The 15,795-nt window shown below is 42.1% G+C and carries 16 protein-coding genes; 5 read left to right on the top strand and 11 right to left on the bottom strand.

The annotated features are described in order from the left end of the window. Window positions 1-93: 93 nt before the first annotated feature. The 3 genes from ABWV72_RS20690 to ABWV72_RS20680 all read right to left on the bottom strand — a co-directional run bounded on the left by ABWV72_RS20690 (window position 94) and on the right by ABWV72_RS20680 (window position 3,557). The gene (locus tag ABWV72_RS20690; protein WP_353372846.1) at window positions 94-1,191 is read right to left on the bottom strand and encodes a glutathione S-transferase family protein; all 1,098 of its coding nucleotides are present in this window, start codon (window positions 1,189-1,191) and stop codon (window positions 94-96) included. 7 nt (window positions 1,192-1,198) lie between these two features. Further along, window positions 1,199-2,224, bottom strand: a complete 1,026-nt coding sequence (locus ABWV72_RS20685; RefSeq protein WP_353372844.1) for an alpha/beta hydrolase — start codon at window positions 2,222-2,224, stop codon at window positions 1,199-1,201. Window positions 2,225-2,807: 583 nt separating this feature from the next. Further along, window positions 2,808-3,557, bottom strand: coding sequence for a glutathione peroxidase (locus ABWV72_RS20680; protein ID WP_353372842.1), 750 nt, complete (start codon window positions 3,555-3,557; stop codon window positions 2,808-2,810). Between the two features lie 450 nt (window positions 3,558-4,007). On the opposite strand from ABWV72_RS20680, the gene asnB reads away from it, so the two are divergent. Both asnB and ABWV72_RS20670 read left to right on the top strand, forming a co-directional pair. After that, the gene (gene asnB, locus ABWV72_RS20675) at window positions 4,008-5,675 is read left to right on the top strand and encodes an asparagine synthase B (RefSeq protein ID WP_353372840.1); all 1,668 of its coding nucleotides are present in this window, start codon (window positions 4,008-4,010) and stop codon (window positions 5,673-5,675) included. A gap of 612 nt (window positions 5,676-6,287) precedes the next feature. Next, window positions 6,288-6,416, top strand: a complete 129-nt coding sequence (locus ABWV72_RS20670; RefSeq protein WP_353372838.1) for a hypothetical protein — start codon at window positions 6,288-6,290, stop codon at window positions 6,414-6,416. On the opposite strand, the gene ABWV72_RS20665 is transcribed toward ABWV72_RS20670, so the two are convergent. The 3 genes from ABWV72_RS20665 to queE are packed head-to-tail and all read right to left on the bottom strand — an operon-like array spanning window position 6,413 to window position 8,373. Continuing rightward, window positions 6,413-7,255 carry a transporter substrate-binding domain-containing protein gene (locus ABWV72_RS20665; RefSeq protein ID WP_216048022.1) on the bottom strand — a complete coding sequence of 281 codons (843 nt, stop codon included), beginning with the start codon at window positions 7,253-7,255 and terminating at the stop codon, window positions 6,413-6,415. The genes ABWV72_RS20670 and ABWV72_RS20665 overlap by 4 nt on opposite strands. 3 nt (window positions 7,256-7,258) lie before the next feature. Continuing rightward, entirely contained in the window at window positions 7,259-7,675 is a 417-nt protein-coding gene (locus ABWV72_RS20660) for a DUF6841 family protein (protein WP_216048021.1), read from the bottom strand. A gap of 14 nt (window positions 7,676-7,689) precedes the next feature. Beyond that, window positions 7,690-8,373 carry a 7-carboxy-7-deazaguanine synthase QueE gene (queE, locus tag ABWV72_RS20655; protein WP_353372836.1) on the bottom strand — a complete coding sequence of 228 codons (684 nt, stop codon included), beginning with the start codon at window positions 8,371-8,373 and terminating at the stop codon, window positions 7,690-7,692. 112 nt (window positions 8,374-8,485) lie between these two features. On the opposite strand from queE, the gene queC reads away from it, so the two are divergent. The 3 genes from queC to hemW are packed head-to-tail and all read left to right on the top strand — an operon-like array spanning window position 8,486 to window position 10,913. Further along, entirely contained in the window at window positions 8,486-9,142 is a 657-nt protein-coding gene (gene queC, locus ABWV72_RS20650) for a 7-cyano-7-deazaguanine synthase QueC (protein WP_353372834.1), read from the top strand. A gap of 14 nt (window positions 9,143-9,156) precedes the next feature. Then, window positions 9,157-9,777: an XTP/dITP diphosphatase gene (locus tag ABWV72_RS20645; RefSeq protein WP_353372832.1), complete on the top strand. Its 621-nt coding sequence runs from the start codon at window positions 9,157-9,159 to the stop codon at window positions 9,775-9,777. Beyond that, window positions 9,774-10,913 carry a radical SAM family heme chaperone HemW gene (hemW, locus tag ABWV72_RS20640; RefSeq protein ID WP_342804857.1) on the top strand — a complete coding sequence of 380 codons (1,140 nt, stop codon included), beginning with the start codon at window positions 9,774-9,776 and terminating at the stop codon, window positions 10,911-10,913. The genes ABWV72_RS20645 and hemW overlap by 4 nt, the downstream gene beginning before the upstream one ends. Before the next feature lie 13 nt (window positions 10,914-10,926). Here the strand turns inward: hemW and ABWV72_RS20635 are convergent, their stop codons facing one another. From ABWV72_RS20635 to ABWV72_RS20615, 5 genes are all read right to left on the bottom strand, one after another. After that, window positions 10,927-11,715: a DUF2884 family protein gene (locus tag ABWV72_RS20635; protein ID WP_216048016.1), complete on the bottom strand. Its 789-nt coding sequence runs from the start codon at window positions 11,713-11,715 to the stop codon at window positions 10,927-10,929. A gap of 90 nt (window positions 11,716-11,805) precedes the next feature. Then, window positions 11,806-12,312: an Lcl C-terminal domain-containing protein gene (locus ABWV72_RS20630; RefSeq protein WP_353372829.1), complete on the bottom strand. Its 507-nt coding sequence runs from the start codon at window positions 12,310-12,312 to the stop codon at window positions 11,806-11,808. Window position 12,313: 1 nt separating this feature from the next. After that, complete coding sequence (locus ABWV72_RS20625; protein ID WP_353372827.1) at window positions 12,314-14,020, bottom strand: Lcl C-terminal domain-containing protein; 1,707 nt, start codon at window positions 14,018-14,020, stop codon at window positions 12,314-12,316. A 142-nt stretch (window positions 14,021-14,162) separates the two neighbouring features. After that, window positions 14,163-14,648, bottom strand: coding sequence for a PAS domain-containing protein (locus ABWV72_RS20620; RefSeq protein ID WP_353372825.1), 486 nt, complete (start codon window positions 14,646-14,648; stop codon window positions 14,163-14,165). A 2-nt stretch (window positions 14,649-14,650) separates the two neighbouring features. Beyond that, the gene (locus tag ABWV72_RS20615) at window positions 14,651-15,646 is read right to left on the bottom strand and encodes a response regulator (RefSeq protein ID WP_353372823.1); all 996 of its coding nucleotides are present in this window, start codon (window positions 15,644-15,646) and stop codon (window positions 14,651-14,653) included. Window positions 15,647-15,795: the final 149 nt, after the last annotated feature.

The following is a 15,795-nucleotide window of genomic DNA, read 5'->3' as shown; positions in this document are numbered from 1 at the left end:
TAGCCCCGAGATGGATAGGTTAAACCCGAAATTGGATTGGGAAAATCCCGTGATAAACCCATGGCCTAAAAGGCCATGCTACACCGCCATTTTCTATGCAACGACCAATTTATTATTTTTACGCTGCAACCTTTTAGACATCGGCAAAGCCTCAACCTTTAGGCCAAATGAAGCGTTTATAAAATGATCAACATCTGCCTTTTGTTCGACATCAAACTTGTTATAAACATCCACTACTCTTTGAAATTTCCATTGATGGAACGGCATAATCGCCCGTTTATCGGTAATTCCACCAATGCTAAAATCATGGAAACCGATACTCCGAGGAATTTTGTCAACTGTGGGGTTATCCACAATCCATTCTTGTATTTTCTCAACACTTTGCATTAATACCGGCCAAAACTCCTTAAAAATCCGAGTTAACAACGGCATTAAGGTTTCTGGAATTTTGTCATCTTCCAACCAACTTCCAACATTTTTAGGAGCATTTCGTAACCGTTCTACCCATTTAGCAACATGTGGGGCTCTTTCCCTTAAAATCGCGCCAGGTACTGGATCACGATAAAGATGCGCATATAAGGGTCCGAATAATCCAAAATCACCTGCGCACGGCCGGCTACCTAGCAGAAATTCGTGGCTAGAAAAGTGCTTGTTTAATTCCACTAAAACGTGATTTTCGAACCAGTCTTCGATTGCTGGAATGGTTTTTTCAGTAATGCCTAAAGCAGGTACAAACCCTTTGAATCTGCTCGCCAATTTTTTACCAAAAAAACGACGCACAAATGCAGGCATGTTAGGCGTTGCTACTCGCCCAAACTCTTCATATATAAACGGAAAATTATTTTTGTTCCAACGATAATGCATAGCTGGAATGACTAACCATTCATCACCCCATAATTGAAATATTTCTGACACCAACTGTTGCTTGGGAGTGGCCGGATAAATGCTATGCGCCTCAAAACGCTTTTCCAATTCGTCAATAATGTGCACTGTATCTTGGATAAATTCGCCCTCAGGCGTTTCAACAACAGGGATAAATCGAACCCCAGTTTTGGGTTCTATAATGGATTTGTAAACCTTGACTGACGAAAATACCTCTCGAAAAGGAATTTTTTTGTAGGTTAGATAAGCTCTAGCCTTCCCCGTGTAAAGTGACATTTGGGCGCCGTACAAGGTAAACATTTTAGACATAAATTAACTACTTATTGTTATTTAGAAAGTGAATTAAAGCCGCTATCATTTCTGCATGCTTTGGGTTTGCTTTGGGAACTTTGCAAGACTCAGACTCATCAACTTTAGATGCATCATATTGCATATCAATCAATTGCGATTCACTTACCACTAAATCAGCATGGCAAACTTGGTAGGAGGCATCGATAAAAAATGTTTCACTTTGTCCGGCGTTTTGTTTGATAAAGTCTTTTACACCTCGAATTGGCGTGGTTGCATCAGCCTCTGAATGAACAGAAAAAATCGGTAGATTAAGGACATTTCCGTCAGCTAATTTATCGCGAACGTCAAAAATAATATCAGTTAACATAAATGCAGAGTGACGCGACACTTCAGGGTATTTGAAAGGGTTAGGTCCTTGCGTTTGATAACTCCAATCAAGCAACTTTGCTAAAGACTTAATTCCCCAAATCCCTGCCATTCCTTCAACAGATTCATCTAGTGCCAGAGCGCCAGAAAATAAAATTAATCCTTTTTGCTGATCAGGATGAGTCAACACGTGTTGCGCTGAAAGTGCACCTCCAGTTGAAAAGCCACCGATGTATACATTCGGGCTTAAAGTGTGGGCAAATGCCATGACTTCGTCTACATGAGAGGTCCAGCGTCTTGCTAAATCGCCGTCCTCCATATCATCATCTGCATCTAATTTGCCGTGCCCAGGTAACAACGGGACAATCACAGTGTAACCAAGTTGATGAATAGCAGGAGCAATGGATTCAAAAAAGAAAGGTGAATCACTCAAACCATGGAATAACACCACTGTTGTATCTGTGGGTTGATTGTGATGGTAAACATATGCTCCGTTGCCGTCGTTTTTAAGGGCAGAAGAGCAGACTTTGTAGACAAAGGGCTTAGGACTTTTACAATCCGCGGTTGTACCAAGCTCTTCGGCATAAAAGGTTTTGAACGGAATTAGCCAATCAGGACTTTTAGCATGGCTAATTTGAACAACAAATAGCGACAGTCCGAGGACAATTAAGGATAATTTTGACATAGAAATGGGCCATAAACACTGTAGTTAAAATACTATAAACAGCCCAATCCCCCATTGCTACGTTTTTTTAACATTATAAACCCCATCTGTGTAGTCGGCGGCTTTAGCCCCGAGATGGTGGCTTAGCCCCGAGCCAAATCCATGGCCTAAAGACCATGCTACACCTGTAGTCGGTGGCTTTAGCCCCGAGATGGATCGTTTCAACACCGAGATTGACGAGCAAGAAATCCATGGCCTAAAGGCCATGCTACACCTGTAGTCGGTGGCTTTAGCCCCGAGATGGATAGTTTCAACACCGAGATTGACGAGCGAAAACCCCATGGCCTAAAGGCAATGCTACACCTGTAGTCGGTGGCTTTAGCCCCGAGATGGATCGTTTCAACACCGAGATTGGCGAGCGAAAATCCCATGGCCTAAAGGCCATGCTACACCTGTAGTCGGTGGCTTTAGCCCCGAGATGGATCGTTTCAACACCGAGATTGACGAGCAAGAAACCCATGGCCTAAAGGCCATGCTACGGGGACGGATGCAAAAAAAAACGGGCTAACGCCCGTTTTTTAATTTATTCTTCGATGCTCATTACTTATGATTTGAAATAAGCTTCCAATTCTTCGCTACCACCAATGTGTTTTCCACCAATAAATACTTGTGGAACAGTATCACGACCGGTGATGGCTTTAAGCGAAGTTAAAGTAGCGCCCGCTCCCATAACGATTTCTTCGTAAGAATAACCTTTGTCTTTAAGCAACGCTTTTGCTTTTGAGCAGAAAGGACAGCCAGGTTTAGTGAAGATACTTACAGCTTCTGGTTTTGCAGCTCCTGGGGCAATATATTCAAGCATAGTGTCAGCGTCAGATACTTCGAACGGGTCACCAGGTAAATCTGGTTCGATAAACATTTTGTCTACCACACCGTCTTTTACCAACATTGAATAACGCCAGCTGCGCTTGCCAAAACCAAGGTCGTTTTTATCAACCAACAAACCCATGCCGTCAGTAAATTCGCCATTACCGTCTGGGATTAAAGTAACATTGTCGCTTTCCTGGTCGGCTGCCCAAGCATTCATTACAAAAGTATCGTTTACAGACATACAAACAATGTCATCTACGCCATTTTGTTTAAATGTTTTTGCCAATTCATTGTAACGAGGCAAGTGAGTAGATGAACAAGTTGGTGTAAATGCACCAGGAAGCGAGAAAACAACAACTGTTTTGCCAGCAAAAAGCTCGTCGCTTGTAACATCAACCCATTCGTCATTTTGACGAGTACGAAAAGTAACAGAAGGGACCTTTTGACCCGTTTTGTCTTCAAAGTTTGGATTGGTTTGTGTCATGTAAATCTCCAATTAATTAATAATTCCGGTTAGTTGGGTGAATAGTACAGCCATCATCCATTTAAAAATAATGATTAAAATAAATCATGATAATCTATAAAATAGATTAGATATTTATTAAGCAGCTTTTCAATCGAAAAGTTTAAGTTACCTGCAAAAATAGTTTACTGATAGATAATTTATTAGTTTTGTTACGCTTAAGTTACATATGGGTGTTATTTTCATCGAATTCAATGAATTAATTGTAAAGTTACGTACTTAATTTAAATAATTGAAAATAAATTACATATTATCCTTGCAATTTTTGCTCATGCTGGCAAATTCACCCGTTGGAAAAGGATATACGTCATAAAAATCTGAGCTGTTCGAAAAAGTTATTTCCTTTATCAGTCTCATTCTTGCGATACTTTTCCCTTACCTTAAACTTGGATATAAGAGAGATAAACCTTTATGTGTGGAATATTCGGCATTCTGGACATCAAAACTGATGTATCAGAACTTAGGACGCAAGCGTTAGAGCTTTCCAAATTGCTACGCCATCGTGGCCCTGACTGGTCAGGTATTTGGAATAATAATAGCGCAATCTTGAGTCACGAACGCTTAGCGATCGTAGACGTGGATACTGGAGCGCAACCTTTAATTAGCCGCAATAATAATCACGTTCTGGCTGTCAACGGTGAAATCTATAACCACAAAGCGTTAGAAAAAGATCTTGCGCAACCTTATGACTTTAAAACAAAGTCAGACTGTGAAGTAATTCTTCCTTTGTACCAACAAAAAGGAATTGAATTTATAGATGAGCTACAAGGCATGTTCGCTTTCATTTTGTATGATGAAGAGCAAGATGCGTATTTAATCGCCCGTGACCATATCGGCATCATCCCTCTATATACTGGTTTTGACGAACATGGAAACTTCTATGTTGCTTCAGAAATGAAAGCGTTGGTACCAGTATGTAAAACAGTTTCAGAATTTCCCCCAGGACATTACCTGTGGAGTAAAACTGGCGAATTGAAAAAATATTATCAACGAGATTGGATGTCTTATGACGCAGTCAAAGACAAGACTACTAACTTAGACGACCTGAAAACCGCCTTTGAAAAATCAGTTAAATCTCACATGATGTCTGACGTGCCTTACGCGGTATTGTTATCAGGCGGATTGGATTCATCTTTGGTTTCGGCAATTGCGGCTAAATATGTAGCCAAACGCATAGAAGACGAAGATAAGTCAGACGCTTGGTGGCCTCGCCTACACTCATTTGCAGTAGGTCTTGAAGGTGCGCCAGATTTAGTGGCGGCTAAGAAAGTAGCTGACATGATAGGCACTGTGCATCACGAGATTCACTTTACTATTCAAGAAGGTATTGATGCCATTCGTGACGTTATTTACTATCTTGAAACTTACGATACTACAACCATCCGTGCTGCTACACCAATGTACTTAATGAGTCGTAAAATTAAGGCTATGGGTATCAAAATGGTACTATCTGGTGAAGGTGCTGATGAGATATTCGGCGGTTACTTGTATTTCCATAAAGCACCAAATGCAAAAGAATTCCATGAAGAGACAGTACGTAAATTAGACCGTCTGCATATGTTTGATTGTGCTAGAGCAAACAAAGCAACAGCAGCTTGGGGTGTAGAAGCCCGTGTTCCATTCTTGGATAAAGAGTTCCTTGATGTGGCTATGCGTCTTAATCCAAAAGACAAAATGTGTCTTGACGGCAAAATGGAAAAATGGATTCTTCGTAAAGCCTTTGATAATGGCGAATATTTACCACCTGAAGTACTTTGGCGTCAAAAAGAACAGTTTGGTGACGGTGTAGGTTATTCTTGGATTGATTCCATCAAAGACTATGTTGATAATGAAGTGACAGAACAGCAACTCGCTACCGCTGAATTTCGTTTCCCACACAATACACCAGATACCAAAGAAGGTTATTTCTATCGCACCATTTTTGAAGGTTACTTCCCTCAAGAAAGCGCGGCGAACTGCGTACCCGGTGGAAAATCTATCGCTTGTAGTACCGTAGAAGCCTTAGAGTGGGATGAAAGCTTTAAGAATATGGCTGATCCATCAGGACGCTCTGTAATCAGTGTTCACGGCAAGTCATAACCGCTAGTAAAAACCAAAAATGGGGCTTTTTAGCCCCATTTTTTTGCGCGAAATAAAGACCTCGCCTTATATATCGGTGGCTTTCCCCAAGAGGTATAGGGCTTGGGACACTCCATGGCCTGAAGGCCATGCTACAACCCCGAGAAACACATCCTGTAGTCGGTGGCTTTAGCCCCGAGATGGTGGCTTCAGCCCCGAGCCAAATTCATGGCCTAAAGGCCATGCTACACTTCCGAGAAATACATCCTGTAGTCGGTGGCTTTAGCCCCGAGATGGTGGCTTTAGCCCCGAGGTAGGTTGGAAAAACCTCGATATTGGTTTATTTCTGGGCCAAATTCATGGCCTAAAGGCCATGCTACAACCTTGAGAAATCCATCCTGTAGTCGGTGGCTTTAGCCCCGAGGTAGGTTGGAAAAACCCCGATATTGGTTTATCTCTGGGCGAAAATTCATGGCCTGAAGGCCATGCTACACTTCCGAGAAATACATCCTGTAGTCGGTGGCTTTAGCCCCGAGCCAAACCCATGGCCTAAAGGCCATGCTACAATTCCGAGAAATACCTTCCCTGTAGTCGGTGGCTTTAGCCCCGAGCCAAATCCATGGCCTAAAGGCCATGCTACAACCCCGAGAAATACATCCTGTAGTCGGTGGCTTTAGCCCCGAGGTAGGTTGGAAAAACCTCGATATTGGTTTATCTCTGGGTGAAATTCCGTGGTCTAAAGGCCATGCTACCTGTGGTTAATACCATAATTCTTTGCGGTCGATTGGCATTTCTGGTGCGATTAATGGGTTATCGATTTGGAAAAAGAATCGTTTGTCCATATTCGAGCGCTCGAAAATATCTTTGAATTCTGCTAAAAATAATTTATCAAATTGGCCGTTGGCGATGGCTTTTTCTAGACCATTTTCTAACAACTTAGCTAATGTACGATTACTTTTATTCACGAAAAAATACATGGCTGCCGGATATTTAATCCCTAAGGTGGGTTCAACCACAATGGATTCATCCATAAAATTGGCGTCGTACTCTTTCCAAACTTCGATTAACGAACGGGGAACAAAGTCACCTTGATTATTAGCCAGCATAGTGAATAAATTTGAATAGTTTTTAGAGGTTATGACATCAAACCCATTTGACTGTAAGATTTTAGTATCGGGCCAATCAAAACCTTGAATAGGCTTAAATTTGAGCAAGCTTTGCATTGTATCTATGTTCTTAAATTTAGTAAGCCGGTTTTTCTTAACTAAAAATACTCGCCAACCAATTAAGCCTTTGTAAATCGGGATTCGAATAGGCAGAAGTCGACTCTCTCTGTCCGTATCAGTCATGCTCCAAACAACGTTAACAGATCTGTTTTCTGCCAATTGTTTTAACGACTTTTCCTGCAACATAACAACATTGGCAGCTTGTAAATTATAGTTAACTCCGGTCTGGTCTAAGGCTAAAGCTAGCAGCTTAACTGGATAGTCTTGGCGGCGATCATCGTCGGACATCGGTCGAGGATAGGTTATTTCCCATGTTGCTGCTGTGGCAACATGGCAAAATACTGACAATATCAACATTCCAATTATCTGTTTCATTGCTTAAACCCCGTGTTGTTTCATCAACTGACTAAATTGTTTTTGTTCGTCATCGACCACTATGATGAGAATCTTAAACAAGTCCACTTCATCTATTTGTAAGGTATAAGAACAATAGCAGTTAAATACGACTTTCTCATTTTGATCGCACAACGCCCATCGCACCTTCACAAAAATAACACTGTCAGATAAGCGCATTGATTGAATTATTTTGGGTGTATATTTGACCACACCACCGGTTTTTAATTTAGCAATGATATCGCCATTAATATTCTCAATTTCACTCTGAGAATGACAAATCATCTTAGTTTCGTCCGTCACTATCACCAGTGGTTTCCCAGAAAATTCTGAAACTTTGCTAACTAAACCTTGCTCCAATGCTTTGCCATATTCACTAAAGAACTTTTCTATTTTTTCCAACGACAACTACTCCATTACTCAATACCAATGAACTTGTGGGTTTGCAACGACAACCGCCAATTTTTAGCTATACATGTTTTCACCGCCAGTTCAGTTGCTCTTTTTTGCTGACTAATGGGCTGCAAGTAAACTAACGGGGCCGGTGTTTGCTTAGCCCAGACTAACAACTCTTCAAGTTCTTCAATATGTTTTTCCATGGCTATCGGATGCTTGATTTCATTCGCTCGATAAATGGCATCCTCTCTAACCTTAAAACCTCCCTTCATATCGACTTTCGGCGAAACCGTCACCCAGGTCTTAGAGCTTACTTTTATTTCAAAGGTTCCGCTGGTTTCTACTGATACTGAATAACCGTGCTCAAATAAAGCGTCACATAATGGACGCAAATCATACATACAAGGTTCACCACCGGTTAAAATTACATTTTTGGCCTGATAATTTTGCGCTTCGAACAATTTCAGCAATCGTGTAATTGACGTCGAAAACCAATTTTCAGACTCCTGCGATTCGGCCATCACCTGTTCAGCATCTACTTGAAATTGCTGGTCTAAAGTCCAAGTATGTTTGGTATCGCACCAAGCACAGCCAACTGGACATCCTTGTAATCGGACAAATATGGAAGGCACACCGGTTAATGCCCCTTCCCCCTGAATAGACTCGAACACTTCATTTATTTTATATTCTATGGGAGTTTGCAAATAGACTTCCTCTAGCACTTTGACTCGCTTAACGGCATAATTCGCCCTTTCCGGATTGCAGTCAAAGATTTGTAACTGCATTAAAACAACAGATTATAGAGAAGCAAGGCAAATGTCACAAAAGGTAGTGGTAATTTTTTCAGGTGGAATGGACTCATTCACTGTACTTAACAAAGTATTGCGGGAAGGATATGAAGTCTATGCATTGTCTTTTGACTATGGCCAACGCCACAACAAAGAACTGACTTATGCAGCAAATGTATGTAACGAGCTAAATATAGCGCATAAAATCATCGATATATCCGCTATCAACGAACTTATCGGCGGTTCTTCATTAACCTCTGACATTGATGTGCCTGAAGGCCATTACGAACAGGAAAGTATGAAGACCACTGTTGTGCCTAATCGCAATATGATTTTGTTGTCGATGGCCGTTGGTTACGCTGTTTCATTGCACGCAAATAAAGTTTTTTATGGCGCTCACTCTGGTGACCATGCCATCTATCCTGATTGTCGACCTGAATTTGTGCATAAGATGAATGATGTGTGCGCTATTGCTAACTACGAAAAGGTTGAAATTGCTTGTCCATATCTGGATGTAAGCAAAACGGCAATTCTCACTGATGGTTTAAAAATGGGCTTGGATTACAATAAAACCTGGACCTGTTATAACGGTCGTGAAAAAGCCTGTGGGAAATGTGGTGCCTGTCAGGAGCGTCTTGAAGCTTTTGCAGACAATAATGCAACCGATCCCCTCGCCTACGAATAATACGAGTAATAAGCATGTCTAATCAAAAACAAAAAATTGTGCTGGCAACAGGCAATAAAGGTAAAGTCAGAGAGTTTGAACGATTGTTAGCAAACTTTCCTTATGAAGTTGTGCCGCAAAGTGAATTTGATCTGCCCGAGGCAGAGGAAACTGGCACCACCTTTGTGGAGAACGCCATCATCAAAGCTCGCCATGCCGCAAAGCTGACTGGCCTGCCTGCGATAGCCGATGACTCAGGCTTAGCAGTAGACGCTCTTGGGGGCGCTCCTGGCGTCTATTCGTCACGATACGCAGCAGCCGATGCCACGGACCAACAAAACGTCGATAAATTGTTAACTGAGTTAGAAGACGTCGCAGATGAAAATCGTTGCGCGCGCTTTTTATGCGTCATTGTATTTATGCAATCGGCCGAAGATCCTACGCCTATTATTTGCCAAGGCGAATGGCATGGACACATCAGCCAAGTGCGTCGGGGCGAGAAAGGATTTGGCTATGATCCAGTCTTTTGGGTGTCCTCACAAAACCAGACCGCAGCCCAGCTGCCAGCGGAAGTGAAAAACCGTCTTAGTCACCGTGGTAAAGCCATGGGCAAACTATTGGCAAGCTTATCCGACAAAATTGGATTAGTGGATTGATCGCCCCACCGCTATCCCTTTACATTCACATTCCTTGGTGTGTTCAAAAGTGCCCATACTGCGATTTTAATTCCCATGGCATGAAACAAGCCATACCGGAAAAAGAGTATGTCCAACATCTGTTAGCCGATCTTGAATTCGATGCTCAACAAGTCAAAGGGCGCACCGTTAACACTATTTTCATCGGTGGCGGAACACCCAGTTTACTAAGTGCTGAAGCACTGAGTACGCTATTGGTGGGGGTGTCACAGCGGGTTAATTTAGCCGCAGATGCAGAAATAACGTTAGAGGCAAACCCAGGCACAGTAGAAAGTCAAAAGTTCAACGATTTTAGCCAAGCGGGGGTTAATCGAATTTCCATTGGCGTGCAAAGTTTTCAGCCTGAAAAGCTCATCGCTTTGGGCCGTATTCACGATGATTCACAAGCCCTAAATGCCGCGCAATTTGCTAGAAACGCAGGCCTGAATAGTTTCAATTTAGACTTAATGCACGGATTACCAAATCAATCTATTGATGATGCGTTGAGTGATTTGAAGATTGCCATTGAGCAAAGGCCACCGCACCTGTCTTGGTATCAACTTACCATAGAACCTAATACCCAATTTCATTCCAAACCACCGACTTTGCCGGATGACGATATCCTTTGGGATATCCAAGAGCAGGGCCAGGCTTTGCTTGATGCCGCGGGATATAAACAGTATGAAATCAGTGCCTACAGTCTACCGGACCAGCAATGTCGACATAATTTAAACTATTGGCGCTTTGGAGATTATTTAGGGATAGGCTGTGGCGCTCATAGTAAAATTAGCGACCCCAAAAGCGGTTTAATAACCCGCACAGAAAAAGTTAAGCATCCTCGGGGTTATATGGATTTAAGTAAAGATTATCGATTTAAAACTTGGCAAGTCACACCTGAAGATGTGCCATTTGAGTTTTTTATGAATCGTTTACGTTTACTAGAGGCTTGTCCGAAACAGGATTACGAAATGCTCACCGGGCAAACTCTGACTAAACCCTTGCGACAAAACTTGGCGTTAGCGGTACAAAAAGGGCTGTTATCAGAGACGCCAAATGCATGGCAATTAACATCTCTGGGCAAACGCTACTTGAACACCTTGCTCGAAACGCTGGTGTGATTTGACTAGATTTTTAGTCTGTCATCTTGGTTTTTGAAGTAATGATGACATTGATGTCTTTCAGCTCCGGAATATTTTCCCGTAAGTTTTCTTCGATTTGATCTAAGTGATTCATTTTTTTACAAAACCAGTGGGCTTTCTTGCGTAAATATTGTGCTTTAGAGCCCACTTGCCTTTCCAATTCCTGTCCCATTGCTTCAATGCGCTGTGACAAATCATCTACTTTTTGCTCGGTTTCTTCGGTGCCACCATCACTTAGGCCACCAATAGCAGACAACACGCCGCCTAAAGAGGTGTTGAAGGCCTTTTCCAACTGCTCTTCTATTTCTTGATCAACTAAATCATTGACGTTTTCTAAGCGCCCAGGGCCGATATAAAAGTTTTCATTAGCTTGAATGAATTTTTCTTTAATGCGATCTTGCACACGCTGCAGTGAAGATTGGACTTTTTCGTAATTTGTATTATCGGTGCCAACCAACCCCTGATAGACGTGCTCTACCGTTTCAACAGCAAGTTGCACACCTTCGGTGGCCAAAATAATCATTTTTGGCACCACATAATGTATTCCAGTGGAGAAGTCTTGCAGATCAGCTAATTGTTTTGGCGCAAGTTGAATAACATCACCAAACACAATCAATTGATTGGTATCATTGATTTGATAAATCGTACGGCTGTTATCATCCACAACACGGATCTGGCGATCGTTCACCACCACACCGTATTTTAGATCAATGTCACATTTGAGATCCGCAAAGCTAGTCAGCGGATAAACCAAACATATTATTAATAGCAAAGCTCGCATTCATACATACCAATAATGACTCAGCGTTTATTGTGGACTGAATCTGGTAGGAAAAAAAGTAGTGAATAGACAAGCCGGATAAAATACAAGTTAATCGGCAGTACGCACTAATCTTACAAACACAAATAGGTCTTTTTGTTTGATTGAGTTACTACTATTGAAAAACGCGACAACCCAAGCTCTTTGCGAATCAGACAACGACGGCGTTGAACTCCAATAATCATCTGAAGGGGTATTAGGAAAGCGTGTTTCATTAATCGCAGGTCTTACGCACTGTCTTTCAGTGAGGCTAGACAGCTCTTTTACGTTAGGTAATCGCCATCCGTCTAAACTTGCAAATTCGTAGCCATGGGCTTGCTGCAGGGCCTGTTGCCAAGTCAATGCATCAGCATCCCCTGTGCAACTGCCGTTTTCCCAGGTTTGCCCTAAACTGCATTGCATCCACATTAAATCATGATCGGTGTCGGTAACAGTGCCGTCGCCGTTATCAATAAATTGGGTTTCAGACGCCGTAGTAGGCGAATCAGACAAACAAGTTTGTGCAGAAACGACACCACTGAGTAACGACATGACACAGGCAACCAGAGTTAATTTCATATTAACGTCCTCCTCGAACTAAGCGTACTTTGCCTAAGGTTGATTTGTTTAAAAAGTTATCATTGCCAGTGGAAAAATCAATGGCCCAAGCGGTTTGTGAAGCATCGTCAGATACGCCATCAGCACTGGGTTGACTGGTCCAATACCAAAGCGGAGATGTCACAAAATCGTCGGTATAAGGAAAGTAATTTAAATCTATTTTGGTCCCCGTAACATTACCGTAGTGAACCAACGAAAGTAGTTCATTATGGGTGGGTAATCGCCAATCATAAAAATTGCAAAGTCCGGCTTGGTTGACCGCTGCTACGAATGACTCGGTATCACATTGATCATTATCGCAGGTTAAACTTAAGCTGCCCTGCGTACCTTCGTAACCACCGTTTAAATCTTCTTGATACCAACTGAACGAATGTTCGGCGCCATGCAATTCACTATCATCGGTTTTCACTTCCCACACCAGACCAGTAGTATTGTCTCGCACACAGCTCCAATCTTGGCTAGTATCATCTTGTTCATCACCAATGGCGTCTAGTTTGGTAAAGTCGAATCCTTGCTCTCCACGCCCGGCTTTTTCTAACAAGCCATTTTCGCTAATGATGTCTTGCCCTCGTTGACCATCTTGGCCTGGGAACGCCGACTGATGTTGTGTGCCATTTTGTGTCAAAGAGGCTTGTAAGGTAACGCCTGTGTCATTCATATTGCTAATCGGCAGAGGCTTAATCCGCACATTAATGCTGTCTTCCACTTCATTGCCGTATGCATCCGTTACCATGAGCGTAAAAGTAACAAGCTCAGTTTGGGTCACTAAAGGCGCGATAGCATAAGTTTTTTCTGCACTACGATTATTAATCACAGGCACTAATTCTGAATCATTTAACCAATCGAACAGCAACGGAAGACCAGCGGGGATGCTAGTGCTGGCTTCACCAGTGAGCAGTATGATTTCGCCAGAAAAGACTTGATGATCAACACCAGCGTCGACTAGAGGCTGAGTTTGACTAGCACTTAGTACCTGCAGCGTAATCGAGGCTGTATCTTGCGCGCCTTCTTGATCAGTAACCGTTAATTCGAAGCTTAAAGCATTTGCATCATCCAAAATCGGCGTAACAAACGCGATGCTATCACCATCTAAACTCACGTTATCTAGCACATCGGTTCCGGCAGTTTGTTGCCAGCGCCATGCCGCTATTGGGTCGAGGCTGTCCGCTGGATCGACATCGCTGCTAGCACTACCATCTAAGGTAATTTCTATGCCTGCAGGATAACTACCATTGGTATCCGAATTAATAACTTCGATAAGTGCACTGGGCGTTTCATTAACTGGGTTTATTTGATATTCAACGGTATCTGAGCCCTGATTTCCATTTTCGTCGGTTACCACCAAAGTGAGTACATAAGTTAATATTTCTGTGGCGCTAGGAGCAATAAAAGTTGCTGCGGGTGAGTTAGCATCTTCATGGGTGATGGTTAAAGCCGGCGATGCGCTCCAGCTGTAGGTTAGCGTATCTGTTGTACCTTGGGCGGTGGCATTAAGCACTACGGTACTTTGCTCATTAACACTTTTATTGGTACCTGCATTTACCAATACATCAGGGGTTGGTTGATTAGTGTCGCTATCTAAGGAGCTTCCTGAGCAGCTGGCGAGCAGTAAAACCATAGCGATAACTGCTACTACCTTGTATTGCCGAAGAAATAGTAAGTAATTCAAAAATAACCCCATAATTGATCAATCAATTTTTATCGATTAGTAAATAGATACGTCAGTGCGTCATTGATTTAAGTTTAGCAATTAATATACCAAACAAAGGTTCTGATCTTAATCATGGGTAAAATAAGGGGCGAATCTAGCGTTAGCGATTTCTTAGATTTTCTTCCAATGCACTCAATTTGACTTGCTCTGACTCCAGCCATTTTTTATTTTCAGCCACATCAGTAACATCGTAAATCATCATGCAAATGGTATTTACCTCGCCTGTTGCCATAGCTAGAGGGGATATAGTGATGTTTTGATACATAAAATCTTCACTACCAGTAATAGGACGGTAATTAGGAAATCGAAATAAGAAAGGGCGTTGTTCCCAGGTCATGAATGCCCGTGTGCCTAGCTCAAATACCGGGCGAGTTTTGCGGCGAAACCATTGCCGGTGAATATCGGGGAATAATTCAAACAAGCTTTTGTTCTGCACCTGACTCGGTAACAAACCACTGTGACTTTCCATGAATCCATTCCACACTTTAACCACAAAATCTTGATTCAGCACTACTATTCCCACATCAACATTTTGTACCATGTCCATCATCCAATGGAATTCTGCCATATCAAGGTTTTCAGCCATGGCTAATCCTCCAGTAGGTGTGAAAGCTTATAGTTCATCACCTGCATCGATTCTTCGGTAAACAACAACACTAAATCACACTGCACGTTGTATCCTTCTAAACCATAACTGAGCTCAATGGCTAAAGTTCTGCGCCATTTAGCTTTATTGTGTGAAATAAGTTCGGAAACGCTTCTGTTTTGGCCCAACACAATGGGATGCCCTTGACTAAAATTTAAATCAAGTTGACTGGCCAAGCCCCTTAAACAAGTACCAATTAAAATGTTGGCGGCATCCATGAGTAATTCGAGTTGTACTTGGTCATCGATTTCCTCCGTAACATTCATTATTTTAGCCACATCACCAAAACTAGAATCGCTCAGAATAAACAGAGCTTCCCCCGACACCCCTGCCCCTAAAAAGCCCTGACATATGCCAGAAACAGAGTCTTTATCTTCAATGTCTTGCAGCATCATATGCAGTTCAGACACTTCAATTAGGTTTACATTAGGAATCGGTAGTTTGACGAACACGTTTAACATACGGGCTAAGTGATCGCCTGCCTGCCCCATGGCAATATTGGTTATTTCTTGGTAACAATCACGTATTTCTGAGGGCAAAGAAGAGACAAGAATTTGCGCTTCTATTTGTTCTTTAGCAATGAATTGGTGTTTAACCAACACTGCATGAATTTGTTCAGGATTGACCGGTTTCTCGATAAACTCGATGGCTCCCAAAGCCTTGACTCTTTCATGGGCTGTGGGCTGCACATCTCCAGAGATGACGATAACTTGTGAGTTCAGTTGATTTTTTTGCAGCATTTTCAGCGTTTCATAACCGTCCATTATTGGCATATTGAGATCAAGAAACATTAACTGCCCTTTTCCTTCTTCTATCGCAGCAATTGCTTCTTTACCGTGTTTAGCAAAATGAATCGCAACTTCCCAGTCTCGGGGAAGACATTTAGCGACTTGTTTGCGCGCGACCATAGAATCATCACATATCAACACTGAAAACATATTAATAAATATTCACTATTTAAAACGATAAGACCTTGGATAAAATTACGTCACAACTTAATGGTAAAAATTTTCAACAAAAGCTAGAAAATTCATTCGCTTGTCAGTTGCTGTATGTTAATAAATAGCAGTGTTTGAAAATAACACCA

Origin of the sequence: Aliiglaciecola sp. NS0011-25 (genome assembly GCF_040370605.1) — a bacterium.
Taxonomy (GTDB): Bacteria; Pseudomonadota; Gammaproteobacteria; order Enterobacterales; family Alteromonadaceae; genus Aliiglaciecola; species Aliiglaciecola lipolytica_A.
This window is presented reverse-complemented; position numbering and strand designations above follow the sequence as displayed.

Coding starts and splice junctions, on each gene's coding strand:
- ABWV72_RS20635 (WP_216048016.1), bottom strand. CDS start 11,715: ATGCGAGCTTTGCTATTAATAATATGTTTGGTTTATCCGCTGACTAGC.
- ABWV72_RS20620 (WP_353372825.1), bottom strand. CDS start 14,648: ATGGCTGAAAACCTTGATATGGCAGAATTCCATTGGATGATGGACATG.
- ABWV72_RS20690 (WP_353372846.1), bottom strand. CDS start 1,191: ATGTCTAAAATGTTTACCTTGTACGGCGCCCAAATGTCACTTTACACG.
- ABWV72_RS20645 (WP_353372832.1), top strand. CDS start 9,157: ATGTCTAATCAAAAACAAAAAATTGTGCTGGCAACAGGCAATAAAGGT.
- queC (WP_353372834.1), top strand. CDS start 8,486: ATGTCACAAAAGGTAGTGGTAATTTTTTCAGGTGGAATGGACTCATTC.
- ABWV72_RS20630 (WP_353372829.1), bottom strand. CDS start 12,312: ATGAAATTAACTCTGGTTGCCTGTGTCATGTCGTTACTCAGTGGTGTC.
- ABWV72_RS20615 (WP_353372823.1), bottom strand. CDS start 15,646: ATGTTTTCAGTGTTGATATGTGATGATTCTATGGTCGCGCGCAAACAA.
- ABWV72_RS20670 (WP_353372838.1), top strand. CDS start 6,288: ATGCTACAACCCCGAGAAATACATCCTGTAGTCGGTGGCTTTAGCCCC.
- asnB (WP_353372840.1), top strand. CDS start 4,008: ATGTGTGGAATATTCGGCATTCTGGACATCAAAACTGATGTATCAGAA.
- ABWV72_RS20680 (WP_353372842.1), bottom strand. CDS start 3,557: ATGACACAAACCAATCCAAACTTTGAAGACAAAACGGGTCAAAAGGTC.
- ABWV72_RS20685 (WP_353372844.1), bottom strand. CDS start 2,224: ATGTCAAAATTATCCTTAATTGTCCTCGGACTGTCGCTATTTGTTGTT.
- ABWV72_RS20665 (WP_216048022.1), bottom strand. CDS start 7,255: ATGAAACAGATAATTGGAATGTTGATATTGTCAGTATTTTGCCATGTT.